Genomic DNA, 21,261 nt, shown 5'->3' with positions numbered 1-21,261 from the left:
GCCCCGAACGCGCTGGCGTCCTCCTTCGGATCTGTGCCGGCCCACGAACCGCTGTTTCACGTGGAACGTTGAGTGATGACCCGCTGCGTCCAACGGTCGACCTTGAGAGTTGATTGCGATCGGCGAGCGTGGAGTGACCACGCACGCCTACCGTGCCTCCCGCCTGTCATAGCTCTGCGCGTCCGGCGTGGCCCTACGGCCGTCGCCGCAGCGATCGAGTCGGGGAGCTGTGGCCGACACAGCGCCACACGTTTGCCGTCAGCGCCTCGCGCGCTTCGCCTTCGTCGTCGACGCCGCTGCCTTCTTCGTGGGCGTCGGCGCCACGTGGGTCTCGCGCCTCACCCGCACGACACGCGTCGACTCGCCGCCGGCCGACACCTCGAGCACTTCGCGCGCGCCGCCACCCCACTGGTCGATCACACCCGCTGCGGCGTCGAGCTCCTCCTGCGCCTGCGAGCCCTTCATCGCGAGGAGCACGCCATCTTCAGCGAGCAGCGGCATCGCCCACCCGGCGAGCCTGTCCATCGGCGCCACGGCGCGCGCCGTGACCGCCTCGACCACGAGCCGCCCGTGCTGCTGCTCTGCTCGCCCACGGACCACCTCGGTGTTCGTGAGCGCGAGCGCCTCGACGACCTCCCGGAGCCACGTCACGCGGCGCTCCATCGGCTCGAGGAGGATCACGTGGAGCTCCGGGCGCATCGCTGCCAGCACGACACCCGGGAGGCCGGCGCCGGTGCCGATGTCCACGAGCGTGCCGCTCTCCGGCAGGAGCGCCGCGACGGCCGCGGAGTTGAGGAGGTGGCGCTGCCACAGGCGCGGCACCTCGCGGGGACCGATGAGGCCGCGCGTCACTCCGTGCTCGGCGAGGAGGTCGTGGAACCGGCCGACCACGTCGCGAGCCGGGCCGAGGGCGCTGAGGAGCACGGCCTCCTCAGGCGGCCCGGAGGCGTCGTCGCCGCCGGCACCCGCGCCCGTGGGTCGCGCGTCACCCTCCGTCACGTCGTCCTCCCGAGCTCTGTAGTGGCCCACCGACGTGCCGACGGCCACCCACCGTCGATCGACGGCGCCAGCGATGTTTCACGTGGAACGAGGCGTACGCCTCGTGCCGCGTCAGGCCTGACGGACCACCACGTAGCGCGACGGCTCGACGCCCTCGCTGTCGCTCACGAGGCCGGCCTCGGCGACGACGTCGTGCACGACCTTGCGCTCGAACGGGTTCATCGGCTCGAGCGCGACCGACGCGCCCGAGCTCTGCACCTCGGCGATCGCGACCCGCGCGACCTCGGCCAGCTCGGCCTTGCGTCCTGCCCGGAAGCCCGCGATGTCGAGCATCAGGCGGCTGCGCTCGCCCGTCTTCGTCTGCACCGCGAGGCGGGTGAGCTCCTGGAGGGCGTCGAGCACCTCGCCGTCGCTGCCGACGAGCTTGCGCAGCGCGCGCTCGGACCCGGCCTCGGCCACGATCTCCACGGCGGCGCGCCCGTGGTCGACGTCGATGTCGATGTCACCGTCGAGGTCGGCGATGTCGAGCAGCTCCTCGAGGTAGTCGGCCGCGATCTCGCCCTCCTCCTCGAGACGGCGCAGGTCGGTGGGCTCGGCGGGCTCGGGCGCGGTGGTGTCGGTCATGACGTCTCCAGTGCAGGTACGGAGGGTGGGTCGGGAAGCGGGGGTCGACCCGGGGGTCAGTTCTTGGGCGTGCGCGGCTTGCGGGGCTTCGTCGTCCCGGTCGGCGTTCCCGACCCCGACGTACCGCCGGCGGTCCCGCCGGACTTGGCGCCCGACGCCGGGCGTGCCTTGCCCGACTGGGTGCCGGACGACGTCGGCCGTCCGCCCTTGCCGGACGGCTTGGCCGGACCCGCGGGGCGCGGGGACGTCGCCGGCGGCGTGTCGCTCGGGGCCGCGGCGTCCGCGCCGTCCGCCGCGGGCGCGGGCACGTCGTCCTGCGGCGCGGCTGCCGCGCCGGATGCTGCGGCAGGGGTCCCCGCCGCAGCCGACGGCGGCCGTACCCGGTCCTTGCGCTTGGGCTGCTGGCGCTGGCCGCGGGGCTTCTCGTCGACGGGCGCCGCCGGCTCCTCGAGCACGATGCCCTTGGCGGCAGCCTTGCGCGCGCGACGCTCCTTGAGCTGGCGCTCCGCCTCGGACCCGGGCGTCGGGTTGCGCCGGATGACGTAGAACTGCTGGCCCATCGACCAGAGGTTCGTCGTGGTCCAGTAGATGAGGACACCGATGGGGAAGTTGACGCCGGACACGGCGAAGATCAGCGGCAGGACGTAGAGCAGCATCTTCTGCTGCTGCGCCATGGGGCCCTGGAGGGCCGACGCGGGCATGTTCTTCTGGGTCAGCTGGCGTTGGGTCGTGAACGTCGTCAGCGACATGAGCACGATGAGCACGACCGTGACGACCTTGACGTGCGGATCCGGCGACGTGAAGAACGTCTCCGAGATCGGCGCTCCGAAGAGCGTCGCCGCGTTGGCCTGCGCGGCGAGCTCCTGAGTGAGCGGCCCGATGGCGTCGCGGTTGCCGTTCGCGTACGTGCCGTCCTCGAGCGCGGGCAGCGAGATGAGCACGCGGAAGAGCGCGAAGAAGATCGGTGACTGGGCGAGGATCGGCAGGCACGACGAGAACGGGTTCGTCCCGTGCTTGCGGTACAGCTCCATCGTCTCGCGGCTCATCGCCTCGCGGGACGCCGGGTCCGTCTTGCCCTTGTACTTCTTCTGGATCGCCTGCATCTCGGGCGCCAGCAGCTGCATGCCGCGCGACGCCTTGATCTGCCGCACGAAGAGCGGGATGAGCAGGATCCGGATGACGACGACGAGGCCGACGATCGAGAGCGCCCACGCGGCGCCGGACTCGGGGTCCAACCCGGCCGCGGTGAGCAGCGAGTGGAACTGGACCATGATCCAGGCCACCGCGACCTTCAGTGGCCACAGGATGTTGTCGGGGAACGTCATCGGGCGGAGCTCCTCGCTCGGTCGTCATGCGCGTGCCCGTCGGCACAGGTCTGGTCGGACCGCGCCGGGGGGACGTCGTCGACGCCGCCCGGGGTCCAGGGGTGGCACCGTGCGAGGCGACGCACTGCGAGCCAGCTCCCGCGCAGCGCGCCGTGACGCCGGACGGCGAGCAGCGCGTAGGCGGAGCACGAGGGGTAGTACCGGCACGACGGCCCCGTCATCGGGGACACGACGAGCTGGTACGCGCGCAGGAGCGCCACGAGGATCATCTGGGGGAGCCGGCGGACCACCGAGACCGGGTCGACGCCGAGGTGCGTGGTCACGGGTGGACCGTGTCCGCGCCGCTCGCCGGTGGGACCGCCCGCCGCGCGGCAGCGGCGAGCGCCGTCCGGAGCTCCTCCGCGAGGGTCGCATACGAGGCCGCCGCGGCGGGCGGGAGCGCGCGCACGACGAGGTCCGCCCCGAGGGGCAGGGACCCGCGCTGCTCGACCACCGCGCCTCGCAATCTGCGTCGGACCTGGTTCCGGACCACCGCTCCGCCCACCGCCTTGGACACCACGAAGCCGACGTGGGGCTCCGGACGGTCGGCGACGAGCCGGCAGTGCACCACGAGCGTGGGTCGGCCGGCTCGCGCGCCCCGGCGGATCGTCAGCGCGAAGTCTGCCGACGAACGCATCCGCAACGGGGCGGGAAGCACCCCGAGGTCAGGCGGAGAGCTCTTCGCGGCCCTTGCGCCGGCGGGCGGCGAGGATCGCGCGGCCGGCCCGGGTGCGCATGCGCAGCCGGAAGCCGTGGGTCTTGGCCCGACGCCGGTTGTTCGGCTGGAAGGTGCGCTTCGACACGTCGTACTCCACAAGGTTGGATCAGGGCACCGCCGGAACGGCGGACAGTCAGGAGCTCCTGCTCGGCCCCGCACGTGCAACGCTCGGCGCGGAGAACGACCACCCGGAGGCGATCGGGGTCACGCGGGCACGCTGGCAGGAGCCGAGAGAAACGGCTGTGCCACGGTACGCGGGGATCGGCGGAGGGTCAAACCTGCCACGAGGACTCGACGTGCGGTGCCCGATCCGCCAGGATGCACCCGTACGGCCGCTTCCTGCCGGACGACACACCGTGCAGGATCACCCCCGTCAAGATCACTGCACGATCGCCGCACGATCACGCAGGAGCACGGCCGTATCCGGGACCACCAGGACGCACCGGCCGACGTCGAGGACGACGCCGCCCGGCGCGCCCGTCCCGCACCCCCGCGACAGCCCACAGGTTGTGGACAACTGTGTGGATCATCACGTGGCGTGCGAGACTTCCGGCCGGGTCAGAGCCATTCAGCACGCACCGGGAGCGATCAACGTGCCAGGACAGGACGACTCGATCGCACAGGTCTGGGACCGTGCGGTCGGGCGGATCGCGACGAACCCCTCGACGAGCGCACAGCAGCTCGCGTTCATCCGGCTCGCGCGGCCGCTGGGGCTCCTCGACGGCACCGCCCTGCTCGCCGTGGGCAACGAGTTCACCAAGGACTACCTCGAGTCCCGCGTGCGGACCGAGCTCAACGCCGCCCTGAGCGAGGTCCTCGGCCTCGACGCGCGCTTCGCGGTCACGGTCGACCCGTCGCTCGACACCGAGGCACCGCGCCCGGCGCCCGAGCGCCCGGACCGCATCGGCGACCGGGTCGAGGCGGGTGTCGAGAACGACGACGTCGACGACCACGAGCATCGCGCCGACGCCGTGCGACAGCCGTCGTACGACGAGCGGTCGCAGGGGCGCCCCGCCCTCGGCGCACGGCCCGCGGCCGAGCCCGCGCGGCTCAATCCCAAGTACCTCTTCGAGACGTTCGTCATCGGCGCCTCGAACCGCTTCGCGCACGCCGCGGCCGTCGCGGTCGCCGAGGCGCCGGCCAAGGCCTACAACCCACTGTTCATCTACGGCGACTCGGGCCTCGGCAAGACGCACCTGCTGCACGCGATCGGCCACTACGCGTTCTCGCTCTACCCCGGGGTGCGCGTGCGGTACGTGAACTCCGAGGAGTTCACCAACGACTTCATCAACTCCATCGGCGAGGGCAAGGCGGGGGCGTTCCAGCGCCGCTACCGCGAGGTGGACGTCCTGCTCGTCGACGACATCCAGTTCCTGCAGGGCAAGGAACAGACGATGGAGGAGTTCTTCCACACGTTCAACACGCTGCACAACGCGAACAAGCAGGTCGTCATCACGTCCGACCTGCCGCCCAAGCAGCTGAACGGGTTCGAGGACCGGATGCGCTCGCGCTTCGAGTGGGGCCTCATCACCGACGTCCAGCCGCCGGACCTCGAGACGCGCATCGCGATCCTCCGGAAGAAGGCCGGCAACGAGCGCCTCCAGGCGCCCGACGACGTGCTCTCCTACATCGCGTCGAAGATCTCCACGAACATCCGCGAGCTCGAGGGCGCGCTCATCCGCGTCACCGCGTTCGCGAACCTCAACCGGCAGCAGGTCGACCTCGCTCTCGCGGAGATCGTCCTCAAGGACCTCATCACCGACGAGGACACGGCCGAGGTGACCGCGGCCGCGATCATCGCGCAGACGGCGAACTACTTCGGCCTGACGATCGACGACCTCTGCGGCTCCTCGCGATCGCGTGTCCTGGTCACCGCACGGCAGATCGCCATGTACCTGTGCCGCGAGCTCACCGACATGTCGCTGCCGAAGATCGGTCAGCAGTTCGGCGGTCGGGACCACACGACGGTGATGCACGCGAACCGCAAGATCCGCGAGCTCATGGCGGAGCGGCGGTCGATCTACAACCAGGTCACCGAGCTCACCAACCGCATCAAGCAGCAGCACCGCGGCTGAGCCGGCGCCACGCGCCGAGACGTTCCCCGGTCGTCGCGACGCCATTTCCCGACGCCGCCCGGGACAACGTCGTCCGATTCGCGCCGCTTTGACCCGTAGGACGACTATTCACATCTGTGGACATCTCTGTGGACGCCCGTGGACGACACGCACAGCGGGTGTGGACGCCAGATGACAAGACCGTGGACGGCACGTGGACCGTGCATGGCCGTCCACCGCACGGCCCGGTCGTGGACAGCGCCGTCGACATCCGCTCCACATCGGCGTCGCGCCGCTGGCCTGCGTCGACGGGCGTTATCCACACTGTCCACACCACCGATGATGACGACGAACCCTTTCTTCTCCCCGGATCCACAGCGCCTTCATGGGGAAGGACGGCGGGGCCGGCCCAGAGCCGCGGACTGCCCCGCTGGTCCCCGCAGCCGGATCACACGGATGGTGTTCCCGCCGCGACGGAACCGCGTACTGTTCACCGGCAGAAGCACAACGGACGAACGACGACGCGCACCCTCGCCCCCGGCGCCCCAGGCGCACGTGGGTGACGGCGTGCCGCGCGCGAAGGGATGAGCGATGAGGTTCAGGGTCGACCGCGACGTCCTCGCCGAGGCGGTGACGTGGACCGCGCGGTCCCTGCCGACCCGCCCGCCCGTCCCCGTCCTGGCCGGCGTCCGGCTCGAGGCCGATGCGAGCGGCGTCGTCCAGCTCTCGAGCTTCGACTACGAGGTCTCGGCGCGCTCGGAGATCGCGGCCGACGTCAGCGACCCCGGCACCGTGCTCGTCTCGGGGCGCCTCCTCGCGGAGATCTCCCGGGCCCTGCCCGCGAAGCCGGTCGACGTCGTCCTGGACGGCACCAAGGTGACCGTCACGTGCGGCGCGAGCCGCTTCACGCTCCTCACGATGCCGGTCGAGGACTACCCCGCGCTGCCGGCGATGCCCGCCGTCGTGGGCACCATCGCGGGCCCGGAGCTCGTCGAGGCGGTCGGCCAGGTCACGGTCGCCGCGAGCCGCGACGACACGCTCCCCCTGCTCACGGGCGTCCGCGTCGAGATCGAGGGCGAGACGATCACGCTCCTCGCGACCGACCGCTACCGCCTCGCGCTGCGCACGGTCCGCTGGCAGCCCGCCGACCCGGCGCACTCCTCGGTCGCGCTCGTCCGTGCCCGCACCCTCTCCGACGCGGCGAAGTCCCTCGGCTCGAGCGACCAGGTCACGGTCGCGCTGTCCACCGGGGCCGGCGTCGACCTCATCGGCTTCGAGGCGGGCGGCCGCCACACGACGTCGCTCCTGGTCGACGGCGACTACCCCGCGGTGCGCCGGCTCTTCGCGGCCGAGAAGCCGATCCACGCGGTCGTCTCGACGCAGGCGCTCACCGAGGCCGCGCGGCGCGTGTCGCTCGTCGCGGAGCGCAACACGCCGATCCGCCTCGCCTTCAGCGAGGGCCAGGTGGTGCTCGACGCCGGCCAGGGTGATGATGCTCAGGCATCCGAGGCTCTCGAGGCCGCCCTCGTCGGCGAGGAGATCACCGTGGCGTTCAACCCCCAGTTCCTGCTCGACGGGCTCGGTGCGCTGAGCACCGAGTTCGTCCGGCTGGCGTTCACGCACCCCAACAAGCCGGTCGAGTTCACGGGCCAGCGCACCCTGGACGGCGACGACGACCAGAGCTACCGCTACCTGCTCGTCCCCATCCGCTTCGCGAGCTGACGATGAGCGACACGACGGCGACGGGTCAGGCGGCGAGCACCGGCATGCACATCGGGCTCGTCGGCCTGGGCAAGATGGGCGCGAACATGCGCCAGCGGCTCCGTGAGCGCGGCGTCGAGGTCACCGGCTACGACCGCAACCCTGAGATCTCTGACGTCGCGGACCTGCCCGGGCTCGTCGCGGGGCTGCCGGCAGGGCGTCGCGTCGTCTGGGTCATGGTGCCGTCCGGCGCGCCGACGCAGGGCGTCGTCGACGAGCTCAGCACCCTCCTGACCAGCGGCGACGTCGTCATCGAGGGCGGCAACTCGTACTACAAGGACGACATCGCGCACGCCGCGCGGCTCGCCGAGAGCGGCATCCGCTACGTCGACGTCGGCGTCTCGGGCGGCGTCTGGGGTCTCGTGAACGGCTACGGCCTCATGGCCGGCGGTGCGCCCGAGGACATCGAGGCGCTCCTGCCGGTCTTCGACGCGCTGCGACCCGAGGGTCCGCGCGAGGAGGGCTTCGTGCACGCCGGGTCGGTCGGCGCGGGGCACTTCGCCAAGATGGTCCACAACGGCATCGAGTACGGCCTCATGCAGGCCTACGCCGAGGGCTACGAGCTGCTCGCGGCCCAGGACGTCGTCACCGACGTCGTGGGGACGATGAAGGCGTGGACCCGCGGCACGGTGGTGCGCTCGTGGCTGCTCGACCTGCTCGTCGCGGCGCTCGAGAAGGACCCGGGCCTCAGCGCCATCGACGACTACGTCGAGGACTCGGGCGAGGGCCGCTGGACGGTGGACGAGGCGATCGACCAGGCCGTGCCCCTGCCCGTGATCTCGGCCGCGCTCTTCGCCCGGTTCGCGTCGCGCCAGGAGCCGTCGCCGGCGATGAAGGCCGTCGCGGCGCTGCGCCAGCAGTTCGGCGGTCACGCGGTGCGCCAGGCGGTCCCGCCGTCCGAGCCGGTCTGAGTCCCGTCCCGACCTGACGCCGGCGCGAGCCGGCGTCGCCGGTCCGAGCCCGACCCGGGCCGACGCCCCCACCGACCGGAGCCCTCCCGTGCACGTGAGCCGCCTCTCGCTGACCGACTTCCGGTCGTACGAGCAGGTCGACCTCGAGCTCGAGCCGGGCGTCACCGCCCTCGTCGGCCCGAACGGCCAGGGCAAGACCAACCTCGTCGAGGCGATCGGCTACGTGGCGACGCTCGGATCGCACCGGGTCGCGTCCGACGCCGCCCTCGTGCGCGCGGGCGCCCCTCGCGCCGTCGTGCGCCTGCGCGCGGTGCGCGGCGACCGTCAGAGCCTGGTCGAGCTCGAGATCAACCCCGGCCGTGCGAATCGCGCGCAGCTCAACCGCGCGCCGGTCCGCCGACCTCGCGACGTGCTCGGCATCCTGCGCACGGTCCTCTTCGCGCCCGAGGACCTCGCGCTCGTCAAGGGCGACCCCGACGGCCGTCGGCGCTTCCTCGACGACCTCGCCGTCCAGGTGTCGCCGCGCCTCGCCGGTGTGCTCGCGGACCACGAGCGCGTGCTGCGCCAGCGCGGCGCGCTGCTCAAGACGGCGGGCGCGGCGCGTCGGGGCCGGCGCTACCGCGGGGCCGCGGACGACGGCGACGGGGGCGCGGACCTGCGCACGCTCGACGTCTGGGACAGCAAGCTCGCGCAGGTCGGCGCGCAGGTGCTCGCCGCGCGCGTCCGGCTCGTCGAGCAGCTGCGACCCCACGTCGCGGCCGCGTACGCGCAGGTCAGCGACGGTCAGGGTGAGGCCGTCCTCGGCTACCGGTCGTCGCTGCTCGGGACCGCGCCCGACGACGACCTCGCCCGGCCCGCGCGACCGGCGACCGGCGGACCGGCGGGCGGCCTCGCGGTCGCGGAGCCCGTGCCGCACCTGGACGCGCGCGAGGACCTGCTCGAGGCCCAGCTGCTCGAGGCGATGAGCCGCCTGCGCGGCCAGGAGATCGAGCGCGGCGTCAACCTCGTCGGCCCGCACCGGGACGACCTCGTGCTCACCCTCGGGGGGCTGCCGGCCAAGGGCTACGCGAGCCACGGCGAGTCCTGGTCCTACGCGCTGGCCCTCCGGCTCGCGTCGTTCGAGCTGCTCACGCACGGCTCGCCGGACGACGACGACGCCCCCGGCATCTCGGGTTGGGGCGAGGGTGCGGAGCCGGTGCTCATCCTCGACGACGTCTTCGCCGAGCTCGACGCGCGACGCCGCGACCGCCTCGCCGGCCTCGTCGCCCGCGCCGAGCAGGTGGTCGTCACGGCCGCGGTCGCCGAGGACGTCCCCGAGCAGCTCGAGGGCGCGAGGATCGACGTCATGGGCGGGCAGGTGACGCGTGTCCGGTGACCGCCGGCGGGGCGCGGGCCGCGCCGGCGACGCCGAGGACGGCCGCGCGGCCGACGCCCCGGTCGCGCGGTCCGGCCGTGCCGCCGACGCCGAGGCCGGCGCGGACGACGACCTCGTCGACGCGGACGACGGACCCACGCTCCCCCTGGGCGTGCCGGTCGCCGAGGCGCTGGGTCTCACGCCCGCCTCCGAGGTCGCGCGCGCCGCGCTCAACCGCGCGCGCGCCGCCGCGGCCGAGCGCGGCTTCCGGCCGGGCCGACCCGGACCCGCCCCGCGGCGGCATCCCGTCGAGGACCGGCGCTCGGGCCCGGGCCGCGACGGCCGCGACCCCGCGCTCCTCGGGGACACGCTCGCGCGGCTCGCCGCCGAGCGCGGCTGGGACGAGGACCTCTCGGTGGGGGGCGTCGTCGGGCGCTGGCGGGAGGTCGTCGGGGACCAGGTCGCCGACCACTGCACGCCCGAGACCTTCGAGGACGGGCGGCTCGTCGTGCGCACCGACTCGACCGCGTGGGCCGCGAACCTGCGCCTGCTCGTGCCGCAGCTGCTCATCACGCTCGCGCGCGAGGTCGGGCCCGACGTCGTCCGCGAGGTCACCGTGCTCGGGCCCTCCGGTCCCCAGTGGGGCCGGGGCGGGCGGCGCGTGCCCGGCCGCGGGCCGCGCGACACCTACGGCTGACGGCCGACCGCCGGATCCGGCCCTCTGAGGCTCGCAGGGCGGGGCCGTGACCACGGGGTGAGCACCCTCGTCCGACATCGCGCGACACCTGTGCAGAAGCCGCTGTGAGCGGCCCGAGCAGGTAGACTGAGGGCGTCCTTCCAGACGATCGGCCTTCCCAGCGGCGTACCGCAGCCTCCGCACCGGACCGTGACCGCCCGCGCGGCGGCGAGACCCCCAGGTCTCGCGCGCGCGGCGAGCGCGCGCCCGTGCGTGCGGGTGTGCACGCGGCGCCGGCGGACCGTCCGGAACCCCTGTGTCTGCCGCCGCGCACGTCGGCGTGCACCGCACCCGTGAGGAGCACCTCTGCCCGTGGTCGACGAGAGCACGTCCGCAGCCCCGGAGCCCGGCAGCACCGACCCCACCCCCCGGGACCCCGGGACCACCGCCGCTCCCGGCGCCACGGCCGCCGCCCCGCGCCCGGGCTCGGACTACGACGCGAGCGCGATCACGGTCCTCGAGGGTCTCGAGGCCGTCCGCAAGCGCCCGGGCATGTACATCGGCTCGACGGGTCCGCGCGGCCTGCACCACCTCGTGTCCGAGGTCGTCGACAACTCGGTCGACGAAGCGCTCGCCGGCTACTGCACGGCGATCGACGTCACGCTCCTGGCTGACGGCGGCGTGCGCGTCTCCGACGACGGTCGCGGCATCCCGGTCGCGATCCACCCCACCGAGGGCCGGCCCACGGTCGAGGTCGTCATGACCGTCCTCCACGCGGGCGGCAAGTTCGGCGGCAGCGGCTACGCGGTCTCCGGCGGGCTGCACGGCGTCGGCATCTCCGTGGTCAACGCGCTGTCGACCAAGGTCCAGACCGTCGTGAAGCGCGACGGCTACGTCTGGGAGCAGGACTTCTCGGACGGCGGCAAGCCCGACGGCGAGCTGCGTCGCGGCGAGCCGACCGAGGAGACGGGCACGACCCAGACGTTCTGGGCCGACCCGTCCATCTTCGAGACGGTCGAGTTCGACTTCGAGACGCTGCGGTCGCGGTTCCAGCAGATGGCGTTCCTCAACAAGGGCCTGCGCATCACGCTGACCGACGAGCGTCCCGAGCACACCGGGACCGAGGACGAGGTCACCGCGGCCCCGGCCACCGCCGAGGCGGACGACGTCGCCGAGAGCTCGAACGGCACGCCCCGTCGCACGGTCACCTACAAGTACGACGGCGGCCTCGTGGACTACGTCGCCCACCTCAACTCGGCCAAGAAGGTCGAGCTCGTGCACCCCGAGGTCATCGACTTCGAGGCCGAGGACACGGACCGCAAGATCTCGGTCGAGATCGCGCTCCAGTGGACCAACGCGTACTCCGAGTCGGTCCACACCTACGCGAACACCATCTCCACCACGGAGGGCGGCACGCACGAGGAGGGCTTCCGCTCGGCGATGACCTCGCTCGTCAACCGCTACGCGCGGGAGAAGGGCATCCTCAAGGAGAAGGACGAGAACCTCACGGGCGACGACATCCGCGAGGGCCTCACGGCCGTCATCTCGGTCAAGCTCGGCGAGCCGCAGTTCGAGGGCCAGACGAAGACCAAGCTCGGCAACACCGAGGCGCGGACCTTCGTGCAGAAGGTGGTGAACGACCAGCTCGGCGACTGGCTCGGGTCCCACCCCAACGAGTCGCGCGAGATCATCCGCAAGTCGATCCAGGCGGCGGCCGCGCGGATGGCGGCGCGCAAGGCGCGCGAGGCCACGCGCCGCAAGGGTCTGCTCGAGTCGGGCGGCATGCCCGGCAAGCTGCGGGACTGCCAGTCGAACAACCCGGTCGAGTGCGAGATCTTCATCGTCGAGGGCGACTCGGCCGGCGGCTCGGCGGTGCGCGGCCGCAACCCCCGCACCCAGGCGATCCTCCCGATCCGCGGCAAGATCCTCAACGTCGAGCGCGCGCGCCTCGACCGCGCCCTGGGCAACCAGGAGGTCCAGGCGCTCATCACCGCGTTCGGCACGGGCATCGGCGAGGACTTCGACGAGACCAAGCTCCGGTACCACAAGATCGTGCTCATGGCCGACGCCGACGTCGACGGCCAGCACATCTGCACGCTGCTGCTGACCCTGCTGTTCCGGTACATGCGCCCCCTCATCGAGCACGGGTTCGTGTACCTCGCCCAGCCGCCGCTCTACCGCCTCAAGTGGTCGAACGCACCGCACGACTACGTGTACTCGGACCGCGAGCGCGACGCGTTCCTCTCCGAGGGCCAGGCCGCGGGCAAGCGGATCCCCAAGGAGAACGGGATCCAGCGCTACAAGGGCCTCGGCGAGATGGACTACTCGGAGCTGTGGGAGACCACGATGGACCCGGACCAGCGCACGCTGCTCCAGGTCACGCTCGACGACGCCGCGGCCGCCGACGAGATCTTCTCGGTGCTCATGGGCGAGGACGTCGAGTCGCGCCGGTCGTTCATCCAGCGCAACGCCAAGGACGTCCGGTTCCTCGACATCTGAGCACGTGCGGCCCCCGCTGGCCGCACGTCCGCACCCCTGACGCACGCACGCATCGACGCCCGCACGGGCCAGTGAGACGAGGTAGACGGTGACCGACCAGACTCCCCCCGACGGCGACCTGCCCGAGGTCGGGACGGACTCCCCGGCCGAGGTCCTCACGGACCGCGTCACCGCCGTCGACCTGCAGCTCGAGATGCAGCGGTCGTACCTCGACTACGCGATGAGCGTCATCGTCGGTCGCGCGCTGCCCGACGTGCGCGACGGGCTCAAGCCCGTGCACCGCCGCGTCGTCTACGCGATGTTCGACGGCGGCTACCGGCCGGACCGGCAGTTCTCCAAGTGCAGCCGCGTCGTCGGCGACGTCATGGGCAAGTACCACCCGCACGGCGACGGCCCGATCTACGACGCGCTCGTGCGCCTCGTCCAGGACTGGTCGCTGCGGTACCCGCTCGTCGCCGGCCAGGGCAACTTCGGCTCGCCGGGCAACGACCCCGCGGCCGCCCCGCGGTACACCGAGTGCAAGATGGCGCCCATCGCCATGGAGATGGTGCGCGACATCGACGAGGACACCGTCGACTTCCGCGACAACTACGACGGCCGCACGCAGGAGCCCGCCGTCCTGCCCTCGCGGTTCCCGAACCTGCTGGTCAACGGCAGCGCCGGCATCGCGGTCGGCATGGCGACGAACATCCCGCCGCACAACCTGCGCGAGGTCGCGGACGGCATCACGTGGCACCTCGAGCACCCGGACGCGTCGCGCGAGGAGCTGCTCGAGGCGCTCATCCAGCGCATCCCCGGCCCGGACTTCCCCACGGGCGCGACGATCCTCGGCCGCCGCGGCATCGAGGACGCGTACCGCACGGGCCGCGGCTCCATCACGATGCGCGCGGTGGTCACCGTCGAGGAGATCCAGAACCGGATCTGCCTCGTCGTCACCGAGCTGCCGTACCAGGTGAACCCGGACACGCTGGCCGCCAAGATCGCGGACCTCGTCAAGGAGGGCCGCGTCCAGGGCATCGCCGACATCCGCGACGAGACCTCGGGCCGCACGGGCCAGCGCCTCGTCATCGTGCTCAAGCGCGACGCCGTCGCCAAGGTCGTGCTCAACAACCTCTACAAGCACACGCAGCTGCAGGACACGTTCGGCGCGAACATGCTCGCGCTCGTCGACGACGTCCCCCGCACGCTGAGCATCGACGCGTTCGTCCGGCACTGGGTCACCCACCAGCTCGAGGTCATCGTCCGGCGCACGCGGTTCCGCCTGCGTCAGGCCGAGGAGCGCGCGCACATCCTGCGCGGCTACCTCAAGGCGCTCGACGCGCTCGACGAGGTCATCGCGCTCATCCGCGCGTCGGGCACGGTCGAGGAGGCCCGCGACGGCCTCATGGCGCTGCTCGAGGTCGACGAGATCCAGGCGCGCGCGATCCTCAACCTCCAGCTGCGCCAGCTCGCGGCCCTCGAGCGCCAGAAGATCACCGACGAGTACGACGGCCTCATGGTCAAGATCGCGGACTACGAGGCGATCCTCGCGAGCCCGCAGCGCCAGCGCGACATCGTGCGCACGGAGCTCGACGAGATCGTCGCGAAGTACGGCGACGAGCGGCGCACCCAGATCCTGCCCTTCGACGGCGAGGTCTCCATGGAGGACCTCATCGCCGAGGAGGAGGTCGTCGTCACCATCACGCGCGGCGGCTATGCCAAGCGCACGCGCAGCGACCAGTACCGCGTGCAGAAGCGCGGCGGCAAGGGGGTGCGCGGCGCCCAGCTGCGCGCCGACGACGTCGTCGAGCACTTCGGGGTCACGACGACGCACCACTGGCTGCTGTTCTTCACCAACCTCGGCCGCGTCTACCGCGCCAAGACGTACGAGCTCCCCGAGGGCGGGCGCGACTCCAAGGGCCAGCACGTCGCGAACCTGCTCGCGTTCCAGCCGGGCGAGCAGATCGCCAAGGTCGTCGACCTGCGCGACTACCAGCAGGCGGAGTACCTCGTGCTCGCGACGCGGCGCGGCCTCGTGAAGAAGACGCGCCTCGCCGAGTACGACTCGAACCGCTCGGGCGGCCTCATCGCGATCAACCTGCGCGAGGACGAGGACGGGAACCCCGACGAGCTGGTCTCCGCCGTCCTGGCCGACGACGACTCCGAGCTGCTGCTGGTCTCGCGCAAGGGCCAGGCCGTCCGCTTCCTCGCGACGCCGGACCAGCTGCGGCCGATGGGCCGCGCGACGTCGGGCGTCACGGGCATGAAGTTCAAGACGTCCGAGGACGAGCTGCTGTCGATGCACGTCATCGACGAGGGCTCCTACCTCGTCACGGTGACCGACGGCGGCACGGCCAAGCGCTCGGACATGCACCGGGTCAACCGCGACGGCAACCTCGAGTACCGCCGCACGAACCGCGCGAGCCAGGGCGTGCGTGCCGCGCGCCTGCCGGACGAGCGCGGCAAGCTCGTCGGCGCGATCATGGCTGACCAGGAGGACGAGATCCTCGTGGTCATGGAGCGCGGGAAGGTCGTGCGCTCTCAGGTCGGGGAGCTGCCGGTGCACGGACGCGACGCGACGGGGGTCATCCTCGCCAAGCCGGACGCCGGTGACCGCATCCTGGCCGTGGCCCGCAACGTGGAGCGCAACCTCGCCGGGGATGCGGCTACCGTGGGGGACGACGCCGGTCAGGTCGGACCGGGGTCTGATGCCGAGCAGGACGATGTCGGCGCAGAATCACTGGCGGGCGCCGGCACCGACGGCGCCGTCGGCCCTGACACCGACACCACCGACGACACGGGTGACGCCGACACGACGGCACCGAGCGAGGGAGACCGATGAGCGCCGACGGGACCCAGCCGCCGTCCATCGCGCCGAAGCGGCCGATCGCCAACCCGACGGCCTCCCACGGCCCGGGTGGCGGCGGGACGACGGTGCGCACGCCCGAGACGCCGGTGCGCCCGGCGCCCGGGCCGTCCGGCGCGGGCTCGTCCGACGGCGACAGCGACGGGCCGTCGTTCACCGAGCGTCTCAAGCAGTCCGCCCAGGGCGCGGTCGACGCGGCGCGCAGCGCGCTCCCCACCAAGGACCCCGAGGCGCCCACGACCGGCACCGCAGCGCCGGCCACCGGAGCGGGGGCCGCCGGGGCCGCGGCCGGCGCGGCCCCCCGCCGCCAGCCGACCGCACGCACCTCCGCGAGCTCCACCCGCACGCCGTCGACGAGCACGACGTCGCCCGTGGCGTCGTCGGCCGCAGGGCCGCGCCGGGTGCGCCTCGCGGTCGCGCGGATCGACCCGTGGTCGGTCATGAAGCTGTCGTTCCTGCTGTCGGTCGCGGTCGGCATCATGATCGTCGTCGCGGCCGCGGTGATCTGGTACACCCTCGACGGGCTGCACGTCTTCACCTCGGTGAACGACATCATCGCGACGCTCTCGGGCTCGACGACGTTCTTCGACATCAACGACTACGCGGGCTTCGAGCGCGTCATCTCGCTCGCGACCATGATCGCCGTCGTGGACATCGTGCTGCTCACGGCGCTGTCGACGATCGGCGCGTTCCTCTACAACATCGTCGCCGCGCTCGTGGGTGGCGTGCACCTCACCCTGACGGACGACTGAGACGCCCCGCGGCCCGCGCCGTTTGGGCGGCGCGGACGCGTGGGGTAGTCTCGTGCGGCGCCCGGACGCCAGCTCGTCACGGGTGCTCGGGCCTATAGCTCAGACGGTTAGAGCGCTTCCCTGATAAGGAAGAGGTCAGAGGTTCAAGTCCTCTTAGGCCCACTCCTGCCGCACGACCGGAGGACCGCATGAAGAAGCTCCTCATCGCCCTGCTCGCCGCGGCGGCCGGGTACCTCGTCTGGCGCACGTACGCGGAGGACCGCGACGAGCGCGACCTGTGGACCGAGGTCACCGACGAGCTCGACTGAGCTCGCTCCGCTCTGCTGGCCGCCGGCCGACGTCGGCTGACGCCGGCACAGGGCAGCTCCAGGGGCCATGGCGCAATTGGTAGCGCACCTGCTTTGCAAGCAGGGGGTTAGGGGTTCGAGTCCCCTTGGCTCCACCCTCGCCGAGGCCCTCCCGACACGTCGGTGAGGGCCTCGGCCATGAGGCGTGGGACTCAGGACACGCGGATGACGACCTTGCCCTGGACGTGGCCGCTCGCGCTCAGCTCGTGCGCCTCGCGGGCCTGCTCGAGCGGGAACGTCCGCGCGATCTCGACGCGCACGTCGCCGCGCTCGACCATCGCCGCGAGGTCGGCGAGGTCCGCCGAGCTCGGGCGGACCCAGAAGTTCGTGCCGCCGATCTCCGCGACCGACCCGTCCGCGATCGAGCCGAGCCGGACGTCCGCCGTCCCCACGTCGGGCGTCGTGCGCGCGACCCCGCCGCCCACGAGGTCGAGCACGACGTCGACGCCGCCGGGCACGAGCGCGCGCACGGCGGCGACCATCCCGTCCCCGTACGAGACGGGCTCGCCGCCGAGGCCGCGCACGTAGTCGTGGCGGGCCGGCGACGCGGTGCCGATCACCCGGGCGCCGAGGCTGCGCGCGATCTGCACGGCGAACCCACCGACGCCGCCCGCGGCGTTGTGCACCAGGACGACGTCGCCCTCCCCGACGTCGAGCCGCCGCAGCGACTGCAGGGCCGTGAGGCCGGCGAGCGGGAGGGCACCGGCCTCCTCCCACGAGAGCCCCGCGGGCTTGCGGGCGAGCGTGCGGACGGGCGCGGCGACCCGCTCGGCGGTGGTGCCGCCGTGCACGACGTCGGTGCGGACGTAGCCGAGCACCTCGTCGCCGACCGAGAGCTCGGGGGTGTCCAGCCCGACCTGCTCGACGACCCCCGCGACGTCCCAGCCCGGGACGACGGGGAACACAGCGTCCATGAGGCCGTCGAGGTAGCCCTCGCGGACCTTCCAGTCCACCGGGTTGACCGACGTGGCGCGCACGCGCACGAGCACGGAGTCCGGGCCGACCTTCGGGGTCGGGAGCTCGGTGAGCTCGAGGACCTCGGGACCGCCGTAGCGCGAGTAGGTGATGGCTCTCATGCCGGACGCAACCGCGGGCGGCCCGGGCATGTTCCGACGTCCCGCCGGGTGGACCTGGACCGGCGCGTGGCCGCGGCGCGACCGGACCCCGCGCGCGCCGGCCGCCGTCGTGGGTGAGGATGGCGCGCGATGACGACGCAGACGCAGATGGACTTCGGCCCGCTCGTGGTGACCTACGACGAGCGCGTGCTGCGCCCGCGGGCGTGGACCCTGCTCCAGGCCGAGTGGGCCGCGGAGCTCTCCCACGACCTGCCGGCCGGCCCGGTCCTCGAGCTCTGCTCGGGCGCGGGCCACATCGGCCAGGCGACGGCCGTGCTCACGGGCCGCGACCTCGTGCAGGTCGACGCCGACCCGCACGCGTGCACGCTCGCTCGCGCGAACGCGGCCGCGAACGTCCGCTCGGTCGCGGTCGAGGTGCGCTGCGGCGACCTCGCGGCGTCGACGCTCCCCGGCGAGCGGTTCGCGATCGTGCTGGCCGACCCGCCGTACCTGCGCCGCGACGAGGTCGAGGCGTGGCCTCAGGACCCGACGCACGCCATCGACGGGGGCGACGACGGTCTCGAGCTGCCGCGCCGGTGCCTCCCGGTCGCCGGCGAGCACGTCTCTCCGGGTGGCGTCGTGCTCCTCCAGGCCCTCGGGCGTGCCCAGGTCGAGCAGCTCGCGGACGACGTCGCCGCCGCCGGGCTCGAGCTCGTGGAGGTGCGCGCCGAGGACGAGCGGCGCGCGGTCGCGCTGCTGCGCCCGCGCGCGTGAGACGCCGTCGTCCCGCTATTTGTTCATCGGGTTAGTCTTATCTCCCGACGACCGCCTCGACGAGGAGACACGCATGCCCGTCTCGCCCACCCCGGACCCGACCTTCGCGCACCGCGTCGCCGACGTGACGCTGACCGTCCGGGGTGCGGACGGCGCCCCGCTGGCCGACACGGACGTCGTGGTCGAGCAGCGCGGCCACGCGTTCGGCTTCGGGAACATCGGCTTCGAGTTCCTGCCGTTGGCCAACGACGAGCTCACGGACGAGACCGGCGGCCCCGACGGCCCGCGGGAGCTCGGCGACGCCGAGGGCACCCGGCTCACGCGCGCGCAGTCGCAGCACCTGGCCGACCTGTGGCTCGACGTGTTCAACGTCGCGACGCTCCCCTTCTACTGGGGCCGCTTCGAGCCCGAGCGCGGGCGACCCGACACCGTGCGGCTGCGCCGGGCGGCGCAGTGGTTCGCGGACCGGGGCGTGGAGGTCAAGGGCCACCCGCTCGTCTGGCACACCGTCCAGCCGGACTGGCTGCTCGGCCTGCCGCTCGACGAGGTCGAGCGTCTCCAGCGCGAGCGGATCCGCCGCGAGGTGGGCGGCTTCGCCGGCCTGATCGACACGTGGGACGCCATCAACGAGGCCGTGATCATGCCGGTCTTCGACAACGGCGACAACGGCATCACCCCGCTCGCTCGCGACCGCGGCCGCATCGCGATGGTCCGCCTCGCGTTCGAGGAGGCCCGCGCGGCCAACCCTGACGCGACCCTGCTGCTCAACGACTTCGACATGTCGACCGCGTACGAGTGCCTCGTCGAGGGTGTGCTCGAGGGCGGGGTCGACGTCGACGTGCTGGGCCTCCAGAGCCACATGCACCAGGGCTACTGGGGCGAGGAGAAGACGCTCGCGATCCTCGACCGCTTCTCCCGGTACGGCCTGCCGATCCACTTCACGGAGAGCACGCTGCTCTCCGGGCACCTCATGCCGGCCGAGATCGAGGACCTCAACGACTACCAGATCCCGGAGTGGCCCTCGACGCCCGAGGGCGAGGAGCGCCAGGCCGACGAGGTCGTGCGGCACTATCGCACCCTCGCCTCGCACCCCTCGGTCCAGGCCGTGACGTACTGGGGCCTGTCCGACGTCGACTCGTGGCTGGGCGCGCCCGGCGGGTTCGTGCGCGCCGACGGCACGCCCAAGCCCGCCTACGAGGCGCTGCGGCGCCTCGTCAAGGAGGAGTGGTGGCTCGCCCCGACCACCCTGCGCACGGACGACGCCGGCCGCGTCGTCGTGCGCGGCTGGCTCGGGGAGTACGAGGTCGCCGCGGGGGGCAGGACCGCGCGGCTGACGCTCGGGACGTCGGGCACCGGCACCGCGGAGGTCACGCTCGGCTGAGCGCGCCCTGCCGGGGCCTGGGGGATGTCGGACGCCGGGAGTAGCCTCGCCCGGGTGAGCACCGAGGTCGCCGCCGGCACGTCAGAGCAGGACTTCCAGACCCTCGTCGCGCCGCTGCGCCGGGAGCTCATCGCCCACTGCTACCGGATGGTCGGCTCGCCGCACGAGGCGGAGGACCTGGTCCAGGAGACGTTCCTGCGCGCGTGGCGGTCGTTCGACGGGTTCGAGAACCGCTCGTCGGTGCGCACCTGGATGTACCGCATCGCGACGAACACGTGCCTGACGGCGCTCGAGGGGCGGAAGCGACGGCCGCTGCCGACCGGCCTCGGCCAGCCGGCCTCGGACCCGCGCGGCGAGCTGCACGCGCACCACGAGACCGCGTGGGTCGAGCCGCTGCCCGACTCGGTCGTCTGGGCGACGCCGCACCCCGACCCCGCCGACGTCGCCGTCGAGCGCGACAGCGTGCGCCTCGCGCTGGTCACCGCGCTCCAGGAGCTCACCGCGCAGCAGCGCGCCGTCGTGCTCCTGTGCGACGTCCTGCGGTGGCGCGCCGCGGAGGCGGCGTCGGCGCTCGGCCTGTCGGTCGGCGCCGTGACGAGCACGCTCCAGCGGGCGCGCGCGCACCTGGAGAAGAGCCGCGACGCCGAGCCGACGGCGCTCGACGGCGACGACCCGCGGGCCACCGAGCTGCTCGAGCGCTACCAGCGCGCCTTCGAGGAGTACGACATGGAGGGTCTCGTCCGGGTGCTCACCGAGGACGCGCTCTGGGAGATGCCGCCCTTCGCGGAGTGGTTCCAGGGCGCCGAGGCGATCGCCGACCTCGTCCGGAACCAGTGCCCCGCCGAGCGCGCCGGGGACATGCGCCTCGTGCCGACGCGTGCCAACGGCGCGCCGGCGCTGGCCCTGTACATGCGCGGGCCGGACGGCGTGCACCGCGCGTTCCAGCTCCACCTCCCGGTGCTCACCGCCGACGGCGTCGCACGCGTCGTCGCGTGGTTCGGTGACGAGCACTTCACGGCGCAGGGCCTCCCGCTCACGTTGACGCCCGACGCGACGGACTGACCTCGAACACGGCGCAGGGCCCCGGACACGACGCAGGGCCCGGCGCGTGCCGGGCCCTGCGTGATCCGTCCCGCGGCGTGGTGCC

19 protein-coding genes and 2 tRNA genes are annotated in these 21,261 nt (G+C 72.8%); 14 read left to right on the top strand and 7 right to left on the bottom strand.

Features of this window, described 5'->3' with window-relative positions:
* Window positions 1–258 precede the first annotated feature (258 nt).
* The 6 genes from rsmG to rpmH form a co-directional block, all read right to left on the bottom strand.
* On the bottom strand, window positions 259–999 hold the full coding sequence (rsmG, locus tag JIG38_RS15535; RefSeq protein ID WP_307844968.1) for a 16S rRNA (guanine(527)-N(7))-methyltransferase RsmG: 741 nt from the start codon (window positions 997–999) through the stop codon (window positions 259–261).
* Window positions 1,000–1,110: 111 nt separating this feature from the next.
* Window positions 1,111–1,623, bottom strand: coding sequence for a Jag family protein (locus JIG38_RS15530; RefSeq protein ID WP_199424730.1), 513 nt, complete (start codon window positions 1,621–1,623; stop codon window positions 1,111–1,113).
* Between the two features lie 56 nt (window positions 1,624–1,679).
* A complete protein-coding gene (gene yidC / locus JIG38_RS15525) occupies window positions 1,680–2,948 on the bottom strand; it encodes a membrane protein insertase YidC (RefSeq protein WP_199424729.1) in 1,269 nt (422 codons plus the stop codon).
* Window positions 2,945–3,217 (bottom strand): membrane protein insertion efficiency factor YidD, encoded by a 273-nt coding sequence (gene yidD / locus JIG38_RS15520; protein WP_199424820.1) that lies wholly within the window; start codon window positions 3,215–3,217, stop codon window positions 2,945–2,947. The genes yidC and yidD overlap by 4 nt, the downstream gene beginning before the upstream one ends.
* A 50-nt stretch (window positions 3,218–3,267) precedes the next feature.
* Window positions 3,268–3,645 carry a ribonuclease P protein component gene (rnpA, locus tag JIG38_RS15515; RefSeq protein ID WP_199424728.1) on the bottom strand — a complete coding sequence of 126 codons (378 nt, stop codon included), beginning with the start codon at window positions 3,643–3,645 and terminating at the stop codon, window positions 3,268–3,270.
* Between the two features lie 7 nt (window positions 3,646–3,652).
* Complete coding sequence (rpmH, locus tag JIG38_RS15510; RefSeq protein WP_109131294.1) at window positions 3,653–3,790, bottom strand: 50S ribosomal protein L34; 138 nt, start codon at window positions 3,788–3,790, stop codon at window positions 3,653–3,655.
* A 508-nt stretch (window positions 3,791–4,298) separates the two neighbouring features.
* On the opposite strand from rpmH, the gene dnaA reads away from it, so the two are divergent.
* From dnaA to JIG38_RS15460, 11 genes are all read left to right on the top strand, one after another.
* Complete coding sequence (gene dnaA / locus JIG38_RS15505; protein ID WP_199424727.1) at window positions 4,299–5,780, top strand: chromosomal replication initiator protein DnaA; 1,482 nt, start codon at window positions 4,299–4,301, stop codon at window positions 5,778–5,780.
* 570 nt (window positions 5,781–6,350) lie between these two features.
* The gene (gene dnaN / locus JIG38_RS15500) at window positions 6,351–7,481 is read left to right on the top strand and encodes a DNA polymerase III subunit beta (protein WP_199424726.1); all 1,131 of its coding nucleotides are present in this window, start codon (window positions 6,351–6,353) and stop codon (window positions 7,479–7,481) included.
* Window positions 7,482–7,525: 44 nt separating this feature from the next.
* On the top strand, window positions 7,526–8,431 hold the full coding sequence (gene gnd, locus JIG38_RS15495) for a phosphogluconate dehydrogenase (NAD(+)-dependent, decarboxylating) (RefSeq protein WP_199424819.1): 906 nt from the start codon (window positions 7,526–7,528) through the stop codon (window positions 8,429–8,431).
* Window positions 8,432–8,519: 88 nt separating this feature from the next.
* Complete coding sequence (gene recF, locus JIG38_RS15490) at window positions 8,520–9,806, top strand: DNA replication/repair protein RecF (protein ID WP_199424725.1); 1,287 nt, start codon at window positions 8,520–8,522, stop codon at window positions 9,804–9,806.
* Entirely contained in the window at window positions 9,796–10,482 is a 687-nt protein-coding gene (locus JIG38_RS15485; protein WP_307844967.1) for a DciA family protein, read from the top strand. The genes recF and JIG38_RS15485 overlap by 11 nt, the downstream gene beginning before the upstream one ends.
* Before the next feature lie 486 nt (window positions 10,483–10,968).
* Window positions 10,969–12,960, top strand: a complete 1,992-nt coding sequence (gene gyrB / locus JIG38_RS15480) for a DNA topoisomerase (ATP-hydrolyzing) subunit B (RefSeq protein ID WP_372419903.1) — start codon at window positions 10,969–10,971, stop codon at window positions 12,958–12,960.
* An 88-nt stretch (window positions 12,961–13,048) separates the two neighbouring features.
* Window positions 13,049–15,781, top strand: a complete 2,733-nt coding sequence (gyrA, locus tag JIG38_RS15475) for a DNA gyrase subunit A (protein WP_199424723.1) — start codon at window positions 13,049–13,051, stop codon at window positions 15,779–15,781.
* Complete coding sequence (locus JIG38_RS15470) at window positions 15,778–16,557, top strand: DUF3566 domain-containing protein (RefSeq protein ID WP_199424722.1); 780 nt, start codon at window positions 15,778–15,780, stop codon at window positions 16,555–16,557. Before gyrA ends, JIG38_RS15470 begins: the two co-directional genes overlap by 4 nt.
* Before the next feature lie 88 nt (window positions 16,558–16,645).
* A tRNA-Ile gene (locus tag JIG38_RS15465) sits at window positions 16,646–16,719 on the top strand.
* Window positions 16,720–16,745: 26 nt separating this feature from the next.
* Window positions 16,746–16,865 carry a DLW-39 family protein gene (locus JIG38_RS20355; RefSeq protein ID WP_220457988.1) on the top strand — a complete coding sequence of 40 codons (120 nt, stop codon included), beginning with the start codon at window positions 16,746–16,748 and terminating at the stop codon, window positions 16,863–16,865.
* A gap of 61 nt (window positions 16,866–16,926) precedes the next feature.
* Window positions 16,927–16,999, top strand: a tRNA-Ala gene (locus tag JIG38_RS15460).
* 57 nt (window positions 17,000–17,056) lie between these two features.
* On the opposite strand, the gene JIG38_RS15455 is transcribed toward JIG38_RS15460, so the two are convergent.
* Window positions 17,057–17,980 carry an NADP-dependent oxidoreductase gene (locus tag JIG38_RS15455; protein WP_199424721.1) on the bottom strand — a complete coding sequence of 308 codons (924 nt, stop codon included), beginning with the start codon at window positions 17,978–17,980 and terminating at the stop codon, window positions 17,057–17,059.
* Between the two features lie 129 nt (window positions 17,981–18,109).
* Between JIG38_RS15455 and JIG38_RS15450 the strand changes: the two genes are divergently transcribed.
* The 3 genes from JIG38_RS15450 to JIG38_RS15440 all read left to right on the top strand — a co-directional run bounded on the left by JIG38_RS15450 (window position 18,110) and on the right by JIG38_RS15440 (window position 21,176).
* Window positions 18,110–18,733 (top strand): methyltransferase, encoded by a 624-nt coding sequence (locus tag JIG38_RS15450; RefSeq protein WP_199424720.1) that lies wholly within the window; start codon window positions 18,110–18,112, stop codon window positions 18,731–18,733.
* Window positions 18,734–18,806: 73 nt separating this feature from the next.
* Window positions 18,807–20,114 carry an endo-1,4-beta-xylanase gene (locus JIG38_RS15445; RefSeq protein WP_199424719.1) on the top strand — a complete coding sequence of 436 codons (1,308 nt, stop codon included), beginning with the start codon at window positions 18,807–18,809 and terminating at the stop codon, window positions 20,112–20,114.
* A 54-nt stretch (window positions 20,115–20,168) separates the two neighbouring features.
* Window positions 20,169–21,176 carry a sigma-70 family RNA polymerase sigma factor gene (locus JIG38_RS15440; protein ID WP_307844966.1) on the top strand — a complete coding sequence of 336 codons (1,008 nt, stop codon included), beginning with the start codon at window positions 20,169–20,171 and terminating at the stop codon, window positions 21,174–21,176.
* The last annotated feature ends 85 nt before the right edge of the window (window positions 21,177–21,261 follow it).

This window comes from Actinotalea solisilvae (assembly GCF_016464425.1).
Taxonomy (GTDB): domain Bacteria; phylum Actinomycetota; class Actinomycetes; order Actinomycetales; family Cellulomonadaceae; genus Actinotalea; species Actinotalea solisilvae.
This window is presented reverse-complemented; position numbering and strand designations above follow the sequence as displayed.

Excerpts from the sequence above, each read along its gene's own strand:
- JIG38_RS15530 (WP_199424730.1), bottom strand. The coding sequence starts at position 1,623 with ATGACCGACACCACCGCGCCCGAGCCCGCCGAGCCCACCGACCTGCGC.
- yidC (WP_199424729.1), bottom strand. The coding sequence starts at position 2,948 with ATGACGTTCCCCGACAACATCCTGTGGCCACTGAAGGTCGCGGTGGCC.
- yidD (WP_199424820.1), bottom strand. The coding sequence starts at position 3,217 with ATGATCCTCGTGGCGCTCCTGCGCGCGTACCAGCTCGTCGTGTCCCCG.
- dnaN (WP_199424726.1), top strand. The coding sequence starts at position 6,351 with ATGAGGTTCAGGGTCGACCGCGACGTCCTCGCCGAGGCGGTGACGTGG.
- gnd (WP_199424819.1), top strand. The coding sequence starts at position 7,526 with ATGCACATCGGGCTCGTCGGCCTGGGCAAGATGGGCGCGAACATGCGC.
- JIG38_RS15470 (WP_199424722.1), top strand. The coding sequence starts at position 15,778 with ATGAGCGCCGACGGGACCCAGCCGCCGTCCATCGCGCCGAAGCGGCCG.
- JIG38_RS20355 (WP_220457988.1), top strand. The coding sequence starts at position 16,746 with ATGAAGAAGCTCCTCATCGCCCTGCTCGCCGCGGCGGCCGGGTACCTC.
- JIG38_RS15455 (WP_199424721.1), bottom strand. The coding sequence starts at position 17,980 with ATGAGAGCCATCACCTACTCGCGCTACGGCGGTCCCGAGGTCCTCGAG.
- JIG38_RS15450 (WP_199424720.1), top strand. The coding sequence starts at position 18,110 with ATGACGACGCAGACGCAGATGGACTTCGGCCCGCTCGTGGTGACCTAC.
- JIG38_RS15445 (WP_199424719.1), top strand. The coding sequence starts at position 18,807 with ATGCCCGTCTCGCCCACCCCGGACCCGACCTTCGCGCACCGCGTCGCC.